Origin of the sequence: Streptomyces bohaiensis (assembly GCF_012033785.1) — a bacterium.
Taxonomy (GTDB): Bacteria; Actinomycetota; Actinomycetes; order Streptomycetales; family Streptomycetaceae; genus Streptomyces; species Streptomyces bohaiensis.
In genome coordinates this window covers 1-15,499 of record NZ_JAAVJC010000103.1, presented here as the reverse complement: position 1 = coordinate 15,499, position 15,499 = coordinate 1, and the positions used below count along the sequence as shown (strand labels likewise).

At 74.0% G+C, this 15,499-nt stretch carries 10 protein-coding genes and 1 pseudogene; 7 read left to right on the top strand and 4 right to left on the bottom strand.

What is annotated here, in order from left to right; genetic code table 11:
• A partial coding sequence (locus HCN52_RS13360; protein WP_168088659.1) for a GGDEF domain-containing protein occupies positions 1-883 on the top strand: 883 nt, incomplete at its 5' end.
• Here HCN52_RS13360 and HCN52_RS25420 read toward each other — a convergent pair.
• From HCN52_RS25420 to HCN52_RS13345, 4 genes and pseudogenes are all read right to left on the bottom strand, one after another.
• Positions 781-1,110: pseudogene (locus tag HCN52_RS25420) on the bottom strand (diguanylate cyclase); the annotation flags it as partial. The gene HCN52_RS13360 and the pseudogene HCN52_RS25420 overlap by 103 nt on opposite strands.
• Before the next feature lie 115 nt (positions 1,111-1,225).
• Positions 1,226-2,101, bottom strand: a complete 876-nt coding sequence (locus HCN52_RS13355) for an enoyl-CoA hydratase/isomerase family protein (RefSeq protein WP_168088658.1) — start codon at positions 2,099-2,101, stop codon at positions 1,226-1,228.
• 210 nt (positions 2,102-2,311) lie between these two features.
• Positions 2,312-3,376, bottom strand: a complete 1,065-nt coding sequence (locus HCN52_RS13350) for an adenylate/guanylate cyclase domain-containing protein (RefSeq protein WP_312876680.1) — start codon at positions 3,374-3,376, stop codon at positions 2,312-2,314.
• 349 nt (positions 3,377-3,725) lie between these two features.
• Positions 3,726-4,598, bottom strand: coding sequence for a biotin--[acetyl-CoA-carboxylase] ligase (locus HCN52_RS13345; RefSeq protein ID WP_168088656.1), 873 nt, complete (start codon positions 4,596-4,598; stop codon positions 3,726-3,728).
• Positions 4,599-4,825: 227 nt separating this feature from the next.
• Here HCN52_RS13345 and HCN52_RS13340 point away from each other — a divergent pair, with 227 nt between their 5' ends.
• The 6 genes from HCN52_RS13340 (at position 4,826) to HCN52_RS13320 (ending at position 15,368) form a co-directional block, all read left to right on the top strand.
• Complete coding sequence (locus HCN52_RS13340; protein WP_168088660.1) at positions 4,826-6,427, top strand: acyl-CoA carboxylase subunit beta; 1,602 nt, start codon at positions 4,826-4,828, stop codon at positions 6,425-6,427.
• A 109-nt stretch (positions 6,428-6,536) separates the two neighbouring features.
• Positions 6,537-6,782 (top strand): acyl-CoA carboxylase subunit epsilon, encoded by a 246-nt coding sequence (locus tag HCN52_RS13335; RefSeq protein ID WP_168088655.1) that lies wholly within the window; start codon positions 6,537-6,539, stop codon positions 6,780-6,782.
• A 147-nt stretch (positions 6,783-6,929) separates the two neighbouring features.
• The gene (mmpB, locus tag HCN52_RS25945; RefSeq protein ID WP_280923913.1) at positions 6,930-7,061 is read left to right on the top strand and encodes a morphogenic membrane protein MmpB; all 132 of its coding nucleotides are present in this window, start codon (positions 6,930-6,932) and stop codon (positions 7,059-7,061) included.
• A 448-nt stretch (positions 7,062-7,509) separates the two neighbouring features.
• Positions 7,510-10,812 carry a S8 family serine peptidase gene (locus tag HCN52_RS25940; RefSeq protein WP_168088654.1) on the top strand — a complete coding sequence of 1,101 codons (3,303 nt, stop codon included), beginning with the start codon at positions 7,510-7,512 and terminating at the stop codon, positions 10,810-10,812.
• Positions 10,813-11,272: 460 nt separating this feature from the next.
• Complete coding sequence (locus HCN52_RS13325; protein ID WP_168088653.1) at positions 11,273-14,566, top strand: S8 family serine peptidase; 3,294 nt, start codon at positions 11,273-11,275, stop codon at positions 14,564-14,566.
• Between the two features lie 103 nt (positions 14,567-14,669).
• A complete protein-coding gene (locus HCN52_RS13320) occupies positions 14,670-15,368 on the top strand; it encodes a Maf family protein (RefSeq protein ID WP_168088652.1) in 699 nt (232 codons plus the stop codon).
• Positions 15,369-15,499 lie beyond the last annotated feature (131 nt).

Below are 15,499 nucleotides of genomic sequence, written 5' to 3'. Positions count from 1 at the left end.
CCTCCTCGGACTGTCGGTGGGGACGGCGCGGCAGCTCGCGCCGCCCCGTCCCCTCGACTCTCCTGCGGATCGCGCGGCCGCGCTGCGCCGTCGCCACCGCGGCAGCTGTGTGGTCGCGCCGGTGGTGGTGCACGGTCGCGCCTGGGGTGAGCTGTACGTGGCGCGCGGGGTGGACGCGCTGCCGCTCGGGCCGCCCGAGGCGGCGTTCGCCACCGTCCTCGCCGAGGTCGCCGCCAGTGGGCTGATGCACCACGAGCGGCTCGCGGAGATCAGGAAGCTGGCGTACACCGACCCGTTGACCGGGCTCGCCAACCGGCGGGCCGTGGACGCGCTGCTGGAGGACGCGGTCGGCGACCACCGCCGGGACGGCACCGCCGTCAGTCTCGTCGTCTGCGACGTCAACGGCCTGAAGGGTGTCAACGACTCACTGGGCCATGTGGCGGGCGACCACCTGCTTGAACGTTTCGCCTCGGTGCTCTCGCTCTGCGGCGCCCAACTCCCCGGCTCTCTCGCCGCCCGGCTCGGTGGCGACGAGTTCTGCCTGGTGGCCGTCGGCTCCACCGCCCCGGAGGTGATCCGGGTGGCACGGGAGATCTGCCGCCGGGCGGACGCGCTGGAGCTCGGACAGGGGGTGGCCTGCGGGGTCGCCTCGACCGGCCGGAGCATCGGGCCGGTGGTCTCCGCCCGCCGGCTGTTCCGGCTCGCCGACGCGGCGCAGTACCGGGCCAAGGCGCCCGCCGCGGCGCCGGTCGCGGTGTCGTCCGCGGCGCCGGTCGCGGCCGCCGCGTCGTCGGCGGTCTCGATCCAGGCGCGGGGCTCCACCCCGGCCGTCCAACCACTGGGCGAGAAGCCCGCGATCTCCGGGAAGTCATGCACCGGGTAGGACTCGTCGACGGGGAACTCCACCTCGCCGGGCGCGAGTTCTCCGCTGTTGACCAGCACGCGCAGCCGGCCCCGCTCCCGCTCCCAGACCGAGACGGCGGCGAACCCGCCGTCGAGCGCCCGCCGGGCGGTCTCCGCCACGGTGCGCACGGCGGCCGCGAGGTCACCCGCCGCCGCCATCGCCTGCGCCAGCTCCACCACGGCCCGCAGCCGAGCGTCCTCTCCCATGCGGACACATTATTGCGGTTTGTACCTTTTCGCCGGGCGCGCCGGGTGCAATTGCGAGGAGTCACGAGCCCGGAGGACAGCGGCCCCGCCACCCGGCCCAGCGCGGGGCGGCACGCTACTCCCCGGGCCAGTCCGGCGTCCGCTTCTCGTTGAAGGCCGCAACGCCCTCGGCCCGGTCACCGGAGAAGGCGACGGTCCGCCAGGCCGCGTCCTCGATCTCCATCGCCGCCGTCACATCCATCCCCCAGCCGGTGCGCAGCGCCTTCTTCGCCGCGCGCAGGCCGATCGGGGAGTTGGCGGCGATCCGCCCGGCCAGCTCCAGCGCGACCTCGCGATCGGTGCCCGCCGGCACCACCCGGTCGACCAGTCCCAGCTCCCCGGCCTCGGCGGCCGCCACCCGGCGCGCACTGAAGATCAGCTCCGCGGCGCGGGCCGCACCCACGCGGCGCGGCAGCAGCTGCGTGCCGCCGCCGCCGGGGATGACGCCGACCGAGACCTCCGGCAACCCCACGACGGCGGTCTCGTCCGCCACGATCAGGTCGCAGGAGAGCGCCAGCTCGTAGCCGCCCCCCAGCGCGAACCCGTGGACCGCGGCGACGGTCGGCATCGGCAGCGCCAGCACCCCGCCGTAGGCGGCGCGCGCGTAGGGGCGCTGCCGGACCAGCTCGGCATCGGTCAGGGAGTTGCGCTCCTTCAGGTCCGCCCCCACGCAGAAGGCGCGCTCGTGGGTGGAGCTCAGGACCACCGCCGAGATCTCCCGGGTGGCGGCGAGCGCCGCGCACGCCTCGCCGAGCTGCCGGGCCATCTCCGTGGAGACGGCGTTCATCGCACGCGGCCGGTCCAGGACCAGCTCCGCGACCCTGCCGGCATGACGACGCACCGCGACCCAGTCACCGTAGCGGTCCTCCGCGCCCTCCCGGCCGGGGCCGTCGCCCGCGCCGCCGTGCGCTCCGCCGTCCGCGCCGTTGCCCGACTCCGTCACCGAGGCCATGGTCCGCTCCCCTTGTTAACGCTCGCTCACCACTCGACGCAGCGCATCATGCCACCGCGCGCCCGCCTGCGGGAGGGTGCGCGCCGGGCGCGCTTACGGGCCACCGCGCCCCGCCAGGCGCCGGAGTCCACCGGGTCGGGCCCGGGCGGGACGGGCTGCTCGTGCCCGGTCGGCCCGACCGGGAGGAGTCGGGCGCCGGGCCGGGCGGGGTCAGCCCGGTCGGGTGAGCTGCCAGGGCGCGATGATGCCGAGTCCGCGCACCGGTCGCTGGTGCAGCGGGCGCAACGTGAACCGGTGGTCGCGGCCGTCCGGCGCGGGGTCGCCGGGCCCCGGCGCGGGGGCGGCGCCCGCCGCGGTCAGCTCCTTGCGCATGGCGTCATCCACCAGCACCGCGTCCTTGGGCGCTATGGAGGTCAGCCTGCTGGCGAGGTTGACCGTGTTGCCGAAGACGTCGCCCATCCGGGTGGTGACCGTGCCGAAGGCGATGCCGACACGCAGCTCCGGCAGGATCGGGTTGTCGGCCATGGTCTCGATGAGCCGCAGGCCGATACCGGCGGCGGTGGCGGCATCGTCGGCCGCGAAGAGCACCTCGTCGCCGAGGGTCTTGATGAGACGGCCGCCGTGCTCCGCCACCTGGTCGGCGGCGGTCGTCTCGAAGGTCTCGACGAGCTCGCCGAGCTCCTCCTCCTCCAGCCGCCGGGTGAGGCGCGTAAAGCCCACCAGGTCGGCGAAGCCGACGGCGAGCCGTCGGTCGACCAGCTCGGCGTCGTCCTGCTCCTGCACGACTCGGCCCGCGGCGGCGGCCAGTTGGCGCCGCCAGACGTAGACGAGGAACTCCTCCAGCTCGGGCAGCAGCAGTTCGACCAGCGGATAGGCCACCTCGGAGCGGGTCATCCCGGGCTCGGGGGGCTCGGTGAGGCCCTCGAGGAAGGAGTCGATCTGCCAGTCCGCCAGTCGGGCGGTGGTCTGACCGGTCGAGCGGGCCACCTGCACGGCCATGGGCTCGCTGAGCAGCCCGGCCTCCACGAGCCCGGCGAGGCGCCGCAGCGCGAGGACGTCGGCCTCGGTCAGCGCCTTGGCCTGCCCGATGTCGGGGAAGCCCATCGCGCGCCAGAACCGGGAGGCCATCTCCATGGGGACGCCCGCGGCCTTGGCCGCCTGGAAGGGCGTGTACTCGCGTTCGGCCCCGATGATCAGCTGTTCGAGCCGGAGCGCCACGTTGTCGTCGTGGTCCTCCGGACCGTCGTCACCGGCGGGCGTTGGCGTGTCGCTCACCGGCGCCGCCTCGCCGTTTCCGGTGTGAGAGTCCCTTCGCCGCTCACTCGCCCTACCGCTCCGCTCCGCCGCGCCCGGCGCGCCGCTGTCCTCGCACCACCCTACGGCAGCGCCGACCCGTCGCACGGATGTCTGCCCAGGTCCGCCCCCGGGCGCACCCGCCCGGACGGGTGGGCGGGCCGGTCGGGTGCGGAGGCCGGGCCGGTCGGCCCTGGTGTCCGCCCGGCGGGGTCGGTCGCCCGCGCGCCGGACCGGGCCACCGGCCCGGCGCCGCCGCCCGGGCGGCTCGGCCGGTTCCCGTGGGTGGTGTCCGGTTCGCCCCGCGTGCGGACGACGGGCGCGCTCCGGGTCAGTCGCCCCGGGCGCGCAGGTGGACGATGTCACCCGCGCCCACCGCGTGACGGCTGCCGCCGCTGTCGGTGATCACCAGGCGGCCGTCGCCGTCGAGGGCGGTCGCGTCGCCCTGCAGTTCCCGGCCGCCCGGCAGCAGCGCGGCGACCGGGCGGCCCAGCGTGGCGCACCCGGCGACGTACGCCGCCTGCACCCCCGCCTCGCAGGCGTCCCCGCCGGTATCGGCCCAGGTCCCGTACCACTCGGCCAGGGACCGCAGGACGGCCCGCAGCAGCGGGTCCCGGTCGGTGACGGTGGCGCCGGCCTGCCGCAGCGAGGCGGCGGTGGGGACGGGAAGCTCGTCGTCGCGGGGGGTGACGTTGATGCCGATGCCGATGACGACGGCGGGGGTGCCGTCGGCGGTGTCCACCCGCTCGGCCAGTATCCCGCCGGCCTTGCGCTCCGCCCCCTCGACGGTGACCAGCAGGTCGTTCGGCCACTTCAGCGCGGTGTCGACCCCCGCGGTGCGCGACAGGGCGGCGGCGGTGGCGACACCGGCGAGCAGCGGCAGCCAGCCCCAGCGCGCGGGGTCCGGCTCCGGCGCGAGAAGCACGGAGAAGAAGATCCCGGAGCGAGGCGGGGCGGTCCAACCGCGTCCCAGCCGGCCGCGGCCCGCGGTCTGCTCCTCCGCGACCAGGACGGCGCCGGGGGCAGCGGTGCCCGCGCGGGCGGCCGCCACCAGGTCGGCGTTGGTGGAGCCGGTGGAGGCGGTGACCTCCAGTGAGGTCCACGGTCCGTCGGGGCCGGTGAGCGCGCGGCGCAGCGCCGGGGCGCTCAACGGGGGGCGGTCGAGATCCGACCAGCGTGCGGCGGCGGAAGGTCGTGCGGTCATGGGCTCAGACTAGGGTCTCGGCGCCGTCGCCGCCCGCGCCGACCGGGGCGCCCAACCGCCTCCCGCGGGGCCGCGCGGCAGGTGGGCGGACGGTTGTGGTCGACGCCGCACTGGGGTTCGGCGGCAACCGCCGTTAACCTACGCATCGGTAGCCAACCCGATGACGAGTAGGAGCCGCAGCCGTGCGCGACCAGGAGAACCGTTCCGTCCCGGCGGACCACGCCGCGGTGGCCGCCGCCGCGGAGACGGGCGACGCGGCGCCCCAGACCACGGCGGGCAAGCTGGCGGACTTCCGCCGCCGGTCCGAGGAGGCAGTGCACGCCGGGTCGGCGCGGGCGGTGGAGCGGCAGCACGCCAAGGGCAAGCTGACGGCACGCGAGCGCATCGACCTGCTGCTGGACGAGGGCTCCTTCACCGAGCTGGACGAGTTCGCGCGCCACCGCTCGGTGAGCTTCGGCATCGAGGCGAACCGGCCGTACGGCGACGGCGTGGTCACCGGGTACGGCACGGTGGACGGCCGCCCGGTGTGCGTCTACTCGCAGGACTTCACGGTCTTCGGCGGCTCGCTGGGCGAGGTCTACGGCGAGAAGATCGTCAAGGTCATGGACTTCGCGCTGCGGACGGGCTGCCCGGTCATCGGGATCAACGACGGCGGCGGCGCCCGGATCCAGGAGGGCGTGGTCGCGCTCGGGCTGTTCGCGGAGATCTTCCGCCGCAACGTGCACGCCTCGGGGGTGGTGCCGCAGATCTCGCTGATCGTGGGGCCGTGCGCGGGCGGTGCCGTCTACTCCCCCGCCATCACCGACTTCACGGTCATGGTCGACAAGACCTCGCACATGTTCATCACCGGTCCCGACGTCATCCGGACGGTGACGGGCGAGGACGTCGGCTTCGAGCAGCTCGGCGGTGCCCGCACCCACAACACCACCTCCGGGGTGGCGCACTACATGGCGGGCGACGAGAAGGACGCCGTCGACTACGTGAAGGCGCTGCTGTCCTACCTGCCGTCCAACAACCTGTCGGAGCCGCCGGCCTACCCGGAGGAGACCGAGCCGGAGGTGACGGCGGCCGACCGCGAGCTGGACGCGATCGTCCCGGACTCCGCCAACCAGCCGTACGACATGCACCAGGTGATCGAGCACGTCCTGGACGACGGCGACTTCCTGGAGACCCAGCCGCTGTTCGCCCCGAACATCCTCACCGGCTTCGGCCGGGTGGAGGGCCGCTCGGTGGGCGTCGTCGCCAACCAGCCGATGCAGCTGGCGGGCTGCCTGGACATCGACGCCTCGGAGAAGGCCGCGCGGTTCGTGCGGACCTGCGACGCGTACAACATCCCGGTGCTGACCTTCGTGGACGTCCCCGGCTTCCTCCCCGGCACCGACCAGGAGTACGGCGGGATCATCCGGCGGGGCGCCAAGCTGATCTACGCCTACGCGGAGGCGACGGTGCCGCTGATCACCGTGATCACCCGGAAGGCGTTCGGCGGCGCGTACGACGTGATGGGCTCCAAGCACCTGGGGGCCGACCTCAACCTGGCGTGGCCGACGGCCCAGGTCGCGGTGATGGGCGCCCAGGGCGCGGTCAACATCCTGCACCGCCGCCGCCTGGCGGCCGTGGCGGACGACGCCGAGCGCGAGGCGCTGCGGGCGCAGCTCACCCAGGAGTACGAAGACGCCCTGCTCAACCCGTACGCGGCAGCCGAGCGCGGCTACGTGGACGCGGTGATCATGCCCTCGGACACCCGGCGTCAGGTGGCGCGCGGGCTGCGCCAGCTGCGCACCAAGCGGGAGAAGCTCCCGCCGAAGAAGCACGGCAACATCCCGCTCTGAGCGGGTTCGGCGCCGGTGTCGCGGCGGGCGGGGACCCCCGCCCGCAGCGGCGTTCGGACCGGCTGACGGACGACGGACCAGGCAGGGCGGCAGGAAGGCGGTGGCGGAGATGGACGGACCACGGGCGCGGGAGGACGGCGCCGAGCCGGAGACCATCCGGGTGGTGCGGGGCAACCCGACCCCGGAGGAGCTGGCCGCGGCGCTCGCGGTGGTGCGGGTCCGGCTGGCGGCGGCACCGGGCGGGCCGGGCGGCCCGGTAGCGGTCTCGGCCTGGGGCGCGCCCGCGCTGGCCCTGCCGGGGGCGGCGCCCGCTCCCGGGCCGAACACCTGGCGCACCAGCCACTGGCCCACCTGACCCGCCACGGGCGGCAGGCGCCGGGTGGCGGGGCGGGTCGGCGGGGCGGGGTGGCCGCGGGGCCGACGCCGGGCCCGGGTGCAGCGGCCACGGATCTGAGTACGGGTACTCAGGCGCGGCCGCGCCGCTCCTGGCAGGGTCGGCAGCATGCTCTGGCACGACCTGCACGACCTGCGCGACGGCTCCGCCGACCGTGAGCGTTCGCTGCGGCAGCGGCTGCGCCGCGCGGTGTGGCTGATCGCCGCCGCGTCGGTGGTGGCCGCGCTGCTGCTGGCCTGAGACCGCCGCCCCGCGCGCCGCCCGGAGGTGTGACATAGACCACGCACCCTTCCTTCCGGCCACACCGCCCGTCGCCGTGGACCGGGTTCGGCCCCGCCGCCACCGCGGCCTTCCCGGGCGACAGCCCCGGCGCCCCCGGCACATCCGCCCGCCCGGAACGCTGTGCTCCGCGCGCACCCCCCGACCCTGCGCCGGCTGACCGGCGGTCCATGGCGGGTACGTTCCGCGCACCGTCGCCGTCGCACCACGAAGCGGAGTCCTCGCCTCCGATGACGGCGAGCGGGTTACCCCTCCCCCTCCAGCCGAAAACCCCGCGCGCCCCCTCGCGCGCCACGACTGACTTCCAGGCCGCAGGCGCTCTTTCCGTGTCATTCCATACTCGGTATGTTCACCGGCGCCGTGGCAGGCGTCCGTGTCGGCCACGCGTCAACCACACACGCCTGGGGGCATGTTGAGCACGAAGAAGAGAAGGGCAGCGGTGGCGACCACCGCCTCGGCCATAGCCGTGGCGCTGGCCGCCGGCCTCGGCGGAGGCGCCGCCGCAGCCCCGCCCGGGAGCGACGGGAACGCGACGACGAGCGCGCCGACCCCGAGGGGCGCGATCACGCTGCTCACCGGTGACAAGGTCGTGCTGGCCGCGGACGGTTCCGTCGCCGCGATCCACCCGGCGCCCGGCCGCGAGGACATACCGGTGCGGGTCATCGAGCACGACGGCACCACGCTGGTGCTGCCGCGTGACGCCGTCGCGCTGATCGCCGAGGGCACGGTGGACCGTTCCCTGTTCGACATCGGCGAACTGTCGCGGCCGCAGTACGAGCGGTTCGCGGGTACCCCGCTGATCGTCGGCTATGAGGACGGCACCAGCACCGCCCGCTCGGAGCTGCGCGCCGAGCCCGACGTCGAGCTGCGCTCGGCGCTGGACATCGTGGACGCCGACGCCGTCACCCACTCCGAGGAGGGCGACGCCTCGGTCTGGGAGACCCTCACCGAGGCGGGGGCGGCGGACCGCTCCCTCGCAGCGGCCCCGGGCATCACGGGTGTATCACTCGACCGCATCGTGCGGAGCAGCCTCGACACGAGCACCGCGCAGGTCGGCGCCCCCGCCGCCTGGGCGGAGGGGCTGGACGGCACCGGCACTACCATCGCGGTCCTCGACACCGGGATCTCGGCCGACCACGGCGACTTCGAGGACAAGGTGAAGCTCGCCGAGAACTTCACCGACGCGGCGGACACCGACGACCCGTTCGGTCACGGCACCCACGTCGCCTCCATCGCCGCCGGCACCGGCGCCCGGTCAGACGGCACCTACCGCGGCGTCGCCCCCGGCGCCGACCTGCTCAACGGCAAGGTCCTCAACGACGACGGCTCCGGAATGGAGTCCTGGATCATCGAGGGCATGGAGTGGGCCGCCGACTCCGGCGCCGACGTCATCAACATGAGCCTCGGGGCGCCGGCGTCGCTGGGCCCCGACCCGATGGCCGACGCCGTCGACCGCATCTCGGCCGAAACGGACGTGCTCTTCGTGATCGCCGCCGGCAACTCCGGCCCGAGCAACGGGACCATCGACTCCCCGGGTGTCGCCGACGCCGCCCTCACCGTCGGCTCGGTCACCAAGGACGACGAGATCTCGGAGTTCTCCGGAATCGGGCCCCGGATCACCGGCGGCGCCCTGAAGCCGGAGATCACCGCGCCCGGTTCGGACATCGGCGCGGCAGTCGTCGAGGGCAGCTACGTCGATCTGGTCGGCACCCCGGTCGCCGACGGCTACGCCGCCATCGACGGCACCTCCATGGCGGCACCCCACGTGGCGGGCGCGGCGGCCATCCTGGCCCAGGCCCGCCCGGACTGGACCGGTGCGCAGCTCAAGACCGCGCTGACCAGCGCCACCGCCGCTCTCGACGGCCCGGCACCGATCGAGCAGGGCACCGGCCGGCTCGACGTCGAACGGGCGATCAGCCAGACCGTCACCGCCGACACCACCACCCTGGACTTCGGCGCGGTGGAGTACCCGAGCGAGCAGGCCGACCCGGTCACCCGCGAACTCACCTACCGCAACGCGGGCGACACCCACATCACCCTCGACCTGGCGCTCACCACCACCGGCCCCGACGGCACCGCCCCTGACGGCATGTTCACCGCCGCCGAGGAGACCCTGACCGTCCCCGCCGGCGGCGAGGCATCGGTCGAGGTCACCGCGACCCCGGGCGTCGCGGGTGGCGAGACCGGCCACTACGGCGTCTTCGTCACTGCGACCGGCGACGACCAGCAGGTCCGCGCCGCCGGAACCATCGAACTCGAACCGGAGCTCTTCGACCTCACCCTCGACATCACCGGCCGCGACGGCGAGCCCGCCCCGTTCAGCTCGGTCATCGGAGTGGACCTCACCACGGGTCAGTTCTTCTGGAGCCTGGCCGAGGACGGCGTCGTCCAGCAGCGCGTCACCGAGGGCGAGTACGTGGTCGAGGCGTACGCCGACCACGAGTCGGACGGCGAGTGGACCGGTCTGGACCTCGCGCTGCACCCCGGCCTCACCGTGACCGAGGACATCACCGTCGAGGTGGCGTTCGCCGAGGCGCGCCCGATCGACTTCGTCGCGCCGGACGGGTCGGCCCTCGACGAGCTGGTCGGCAGCTACTCCATCAGGCACGAGAACGGTCAGGGCTTCGAGTCCGGCTTCTTCTTCCCCGGGCTCCCGGAGGGCATCGGCACCCTGTCCCTCGGCGAGGCGTCACCGGCGATCGACCTCACCCACGCGTTCACCACGTTCCACCCGGCGAGCGAGAACAGCGCCTCGTACCTGCACAGCGCCGGCGAGGGCTTCCCCACCGGGCTGGTCAACCACGCGTCGGCGGCCGAGATGGCCGAGATGGTGGTCTCGGCGGGCGCCTCTGTGCCCGGCACGCTCGGGAGCGTGGCCGCAGGCGCGGGAGACGAGATGGCGCCCCTCGGCCCCGTCGTCGACCTCCCCGGTGACGTGACGCTTCAGCTCCAGGCCGCGGCCACCGACTGGTTCGTGGAGTTCGCGCAGTTCAAGGCGGACGGCGACTCCGTGGCCATGTCTGTGACGCCACCCACGTCGCTGGAGCCCGGCAGCTCCCACACGCGGACCGTGAACGTGGGGGTGTTCGGACCGCTGGTCGACGACGGTCTGGGCGTCTTCCTGGAAGGGGGCTACCTGCTGGCGCATGTCCCCCACTTCGTGGAACCGGTCGGCCGCTGGGGCGCAGCAGCCAACGAGGGGTCAGGCACGCTCTACCGCGACGGTGAGGTGCTCGCCGAGCTCGACGAGTCCGCCGAGTACGTGGCGGAGCGTATCCCCGAGGGCGAGGCGGAGTACCGCCTGGTCAGCACCGCCGACCGCCACGACCTGGGCTATGCCGCGGTGAGCACCGAGGTGACCGTCGACTACACCTTCACCGCCGCGCCGAGCGAGGATTTCGAGCAGATCACCGGCCCGCTCGCCGTCCGCTACTCCCCCGACCTCGCCCTGGACTCCACCGCCCCCGCCAAGAAGAAGCTGACCGTCCCGCTCACCGTCACCGGCGGCGACGCCGCCCACCTCACCGTCGAAGCCTCCTTCGACCACGGCGAGACCTGGGAGCAGCTCAAGGTCCACACCAAGGACACCGGCCAACTCGTGTACGTCCACAACCCCGCCGCCGGCGGCTCCGTCTCGCTGCGCGCCACCGCCGAGGACGCCGACGGCAACCGCTCCATCCAGACCATCATCGACGCCTACCTGACCCGCTGACCCACGCTCCGGTGCGGACGGCCCACCGTCCGCACCGGAGCCGCACCCGCAGTGATCCGCATCACACCTGCCGCGGCCGGCGCGCGCATGTGATCCCCCGGCGGCCGTCGGCACACCGCCGCGAGCGCCACTCCGTGGCCGATTTCCCGCCGGATGGACTCAGCGCCGGGCCGCCGGGCCGCCGCACCCACCGACGGCATCCCCCCTCTTCCCACGCGGGGCGACGGCCGGGGCTGCACTGACACCCAGCTCCAGGGGTGACGGCGAGAACGAGCCTGAATCCGCGTTTCGGGAACCATGGCGCCGCCCTGCCGACCGGGAGACCCCCGACCCGGGGCTGCGCCGCGACGGTGATCACCCTCTGGCGCAGCGACCTCCATACTCGGTATGTTCCGCGGCGCAGAGGAGGGCGCTTCCTCTCTGCTTTCATCAACCTGCCCTTCAGGGAGCCGAGTTGAGCATGCGACAAAACAGAACGGTGACAGCGGTCTCCGCGGCGGCGGTGGCGCTGGCGCTCACCGCGGGGCTCGGAGGAGCCTCTGCCGCCACCGGCGGGCCGAGTGGCCCCGACGGCGCGGGCGTCACCGACGCCTCCGGCTCCGGAGGCGTACTCACCCTCGTCACCGGGGACCGCGTGACCCTGCGGGCCGACGGCAGCGTCGCCGCGGTCCATCCGGCGCCCGGCCGGGAGGACGTCCCGGTGCGGGTGCTGGAGCACGACGGCACCACGCTGGTGCTGCCGCGTGACGCCGTCGCCCTGATCGCCGACGGCACGCTGGACCGCTCGCTGTTCGACATCGGCGAACTCTCCCGGCCGCAGTACGAGCGGTTCGCGGGTACCCCGCTGATCGTCAGCTACGAGGACGGCCGGACCACCGCCCGCTCCGAGCTGCGCGCCGAACCCGACGTCGAACTCCGCACCGCCCTCGACATCGTGGACGCCGACGCCCTCACCCTCGCCGACGAGAACGACGCCTCCGTCTGGGAGACCCTCACCGAGAGCACCACCGAGGACGGGTCGCTCACGACCGCTCCCGGCATCGCGACGGTCTCCCTCGACCGCATCGTGCGGAGCATGCTCGACACCAGCACCGCGCAGGTCGGCGCCCCCGCCGCCTGGGCCGAGGGGCTGGACGGCACCGGCACCACCATCGCCGTCCTCGACACCGGAATCGCCGCCGACCACGGCGACTTCGAGGACAAGGTGAAGCTCGCCGAGAACTTCACCGACGCGGAGAGCACCGACGACGTCGACGGTCACGGCACCCACGTCGCCTCCATCGCCGCAGGCACCGGCGCCCGCTCCGACGGCGCCTACCGCGGCGTCGCCCCCGGCGCCGACCTGATCAGCGGCAAGGTCCTCAACGACAACGGCGAGGGCCTGGAGTCGTGGATCATCGAGGGGATGGAGTGGGCCGCCGACTCCGGCGCCGACGTCATCAACATGAGCCTCGGGGCGCCGGCGTCGCAGGGGCCCGACCCGATGGCCGACGCCGTCGACCGCATCTCGGCCGAGACGGACGTGCTCTTCGTGATCGCCGCCGGGAACGACGGCCCCGAGGCGAGGACCATCGGCACGCCCGGCGTCGCGGACGCGGCGCTGACGGTCGGCTCGGTCACCAAGGACGACGAGATCTCCGACTTCTCCTCGGTCGGCCCGCGCACCGCCGACGGCGCGCTGAAGCCGGAGATCACCGCGCCCGGTTCGGACATCGGCGCGGCCGTCGTCGAGGGCAGTTTCATCGACCAGGTGGGGACCCCCGTCGCCGACGGCTACGCCGCCATCGACGGCACCTCGATGGCAGCACCCCACGTGGCCGGAGCCGCCGCCATCCTGGCCCAGGCCCACCCCGACTGGACCGGCCAACAGCTCAAGACCGCGCTGACCAGCTCCGCCGCGGTTCTCGACGGCCCGGCACCGATCCAGCAGGGCACCGGCCGGCTCGACGTCGAACGGGCGATCACCCAGACCGTCACCACCGACACCACCACCCTCGACTTCGGCGCGGTCCAGTACCCGAGCGACCAGGCCGACCCGGTCACCCGCGAACTCACCTACCGCAACACCGGCGACGACGCCGTCACCCTCGACCTGGCACTCACCACCACCGGCCCCGACGGCACCGCCCCCGACGGCATGTTCGAGATCACGGACGACTCCGTGACCGTCCCCGCCGGCAGCGAGACCACCGTCGAGGTCACCGCCGCCCCCGCCACCGCCGGCGGCGCCGTCGGCGACTACGGCGTCTTCGTGACCGCCACCGGCGACGACCAGCAGGTCGCCGCCGCCGGAACCATCGAACTCGAACCGGAGTACTTCGACCTCACCCTCGACATCACCGACCGCGAGGGGCTGACCACCGAGTACGCCGACATCCTGGTGTTCGACCTGGACGAGGCCGAGCTCGTCTGGGGCGAGGCCGTCGACGGCTCGTTCACCACGCGCCTCCCCGAAGGCGAGTACTTCCTGCAGGTGGAGAACGGCTACGAGGACGAGGGCGCCGGCGTGGACCTCGCGATACACCCCTCGCTGAGCCTGTCGTCCGACACCACCGTGGACGTCGCGCTCGCCGACACCGGTGAGGTCGACTTCGCGGCCCCCGGCGCCACCGAGCCGATGGCGCTCATCACCAGCTGGGACGTCACCAACACCGCGACCGGCCTGAACGTCTGGCAGGGGAACTACTTCCCGGGGGACAGCGGCGGCGTCCGCACGCTGTCGCTCGGCGACCCGGGTGAGGGCATCGAGCTGCTGCACCGCTTCACCTCCGCCCACGCCGACGCCGACGGCGGCCTCTCGTACCTCTACGCCGCCGGGGAGGGCTGGCCCACCGGCCTCGTCAACCGCCCGACCGACGGAGAGATGGCCGAACTCGCCGCCCGCGTCGGCGGCCCCGCGCCGGGCGTCACCGGCGAACTGAGCGCGCTGCCGGAGACCGGCTTCATCGCCGGGTCCGCCCTGCTCGACCTGCCGGCCGAGACGACCGTCCGGGTGCAGGAGAGCTCCGTGTGGAGCCTCATCCTCTTCCAGAACGACACCGACGGCGACGGGGTCGCGACCTACTTCACGCCGGACGAAACGGTGGTGGGGGGCGAGACCTACGACGTGATCCTGAACATCGGAGTGTTCGGACCCTCGATCGACGAGGGATCGGGCGTCTTCCAGCAGTCCGGACACCTGATCGGCCAGGTCTCGCACTTCATCGACGGACCGGGGAACACGGGTGGTGCGGTCACCGAGGGGTCGAGCACGCTCTACCGCGACGGTGAGGTGCTCGCCGAGTTCGACGAGCCCGCCGAGTTCGTCGGAACCCGCATGCCGGAGGGCGAGGCGGAGTACCGGCTGGTCAGCACCGCGGAGCGCGGTCACCTCGGCTACACCACCGTCAGCACCGAGGTGACCGTCGACTACACCTTCACCGCCGCACCGAGTGGAGAGTTCGAGCAGATCACCGGCCCGCTCGCGGTCCGCTACTCCCCCGACCTCGCCCTGGACTCCACCGCGCCCGCCAAGAAGAAGCTGACCGTCCCGCTCACCGTCACCGGCGGCGACGCCGCCCACCTCACCGTCGAAGCCTCCTTCGACCACGGCGAGACCTGGGAGCAGCTCACGGTCCACACCAAGGACACCGGCCAACTCGTGTACGTCCACAACCCCGCCGCCGGCGGCTCCGTCTCCCTGCGCGCCACCGCCGAGGACACCGACGGCAACCGCTCCGTCCAGACCATCATCGACGCCTACCTCACGAAGTGACGTGCGGGCGGGCCGGTGACCGGCCCGCCCCGTACCGGGCGCGGCGGGCGGTGTCCCGCCCCCCCCCCCTTCCCTCCCCCGCCCACCGCATTACGCTGGCTCCATGGTTTCCCAGTTCTCCCCCGCCTCCCCCGAGGCCCCCGACCCGACCGCGACCGCCGACGGCGGCCCGGCCGGGCCGCCCGCGCTTCGGCCCGCCCGCCGCCTGGTGCTGGCATCCGGCTCTCCCGCGCGGCTGGCGCTGCTCCGCCAGACCGGGTTCGCGCCGGAGGTCGTCGTCAGCGGGGTCGACGAGGACGCGCTGAGCGCCGACTCCCCCGAGGAGCTGGCCCGCGTGCTGGCCGAGGCGAAGGCCGGCGCCGTCGCGGCGCTGCCGGCGGTGGCGGACGCGCTCGTCATCGGTTGCGACTCGGTCCTGGAGTTCGACGGTGCCGCGCTGGGCAAGCCCGCCGACGCGGCGGAGGCCGTCCGCCGCTGGCACGCCATGCGCGGCCGGTCCGGCGTGCTGCGCACCGGGCACTGCGTCATCGACGCGGCCGACGGCCGGACCGCTTCCGCCACCGCCTCCACCGTGGTGCGGTTCGGCGAGCCCACCGACGCCGAGATCGAGGCGTACGTCGCCACCGGGGAACCGCTGCACGTGGCGGGGGCGTTCACGCTCGACGGCCGCTCGGCTCCCTTCATCGACTCCGTGGACGGCGACCCCGGCAACGTCATCGGTCTCTCGCTGCCGCTGTTCCGACAGCTGCTCACCGGCCTCGGTGTACTGGTGACCGACCTGTGGGCGCCGCCCACGGCCTGACCTCGGCCCGAGCAGAGCCGCATGCGTTCCGGGCCGGCGCGGAAGCCGCAGGTTTTCTCCGTCGAGAGGCACTTCCGCCACGGCTCTGCGCCCGCGCACCGCCCGACCTGTGCTGCCGAGCACGCTCGCTG

What these genes read in the sequence shown, in the direction of transcription:
- HCN52_RS13355 (WP_168088658.1), bottom strand. Translation starts at nt 2,101, where the DNA reads ATGGCCTCGGTGACGGAGTCGGGCAACGGCGCGGACGGCGGAGCGCAC.
- HCN52_RS13345 (WP_168088656.1), bottom strand. Translation starts at nt 4,598, where the DNA reads ATGACCGCACGACCTTCCGCCGCCGCACGCTGGTCGGATCTCGACCGC.
- HCN52_RS13335 (WP_168088655.1), top strand. Translation starts at nt 6,537, where the DNA reads ATGGACGGACCACGGGCGCGGGAGGACGGCGCCGAGCCGGAGACCATC.
- mmpB (WP_280923913.1), top strand. Translation starts at nt 6,930, where the DNA reads ATGCTCTGGCACGACCTGCACGACCTGCGCGACGGCTCCGCCGACCGT.
- HCN52_RS25940 (WP_168088654.1), top strand. Translation starts at nt 7,510, where the DNA reads ATGTTGAGCACGAAGAAGAGAAGGGCAGCGGTGGCGACCACCGCCTCG.
- HCN52_RS13325 (WP_168088653.1), top strand. Translation starts at nt 11,273, where the DNA reads ATGCGACAAAACAGAACGGTGACAGCGGTCTCCGCGGCGGCGGTGGCG.
- HCN52_RS13320 (WP_168088652.1), top strand. Translation starts at nt 14,670, where the DNA reads ATGGTTTCCCAGTTCTCCCCCGCCTCCCCCGAGGCCCCCGACCCGACC.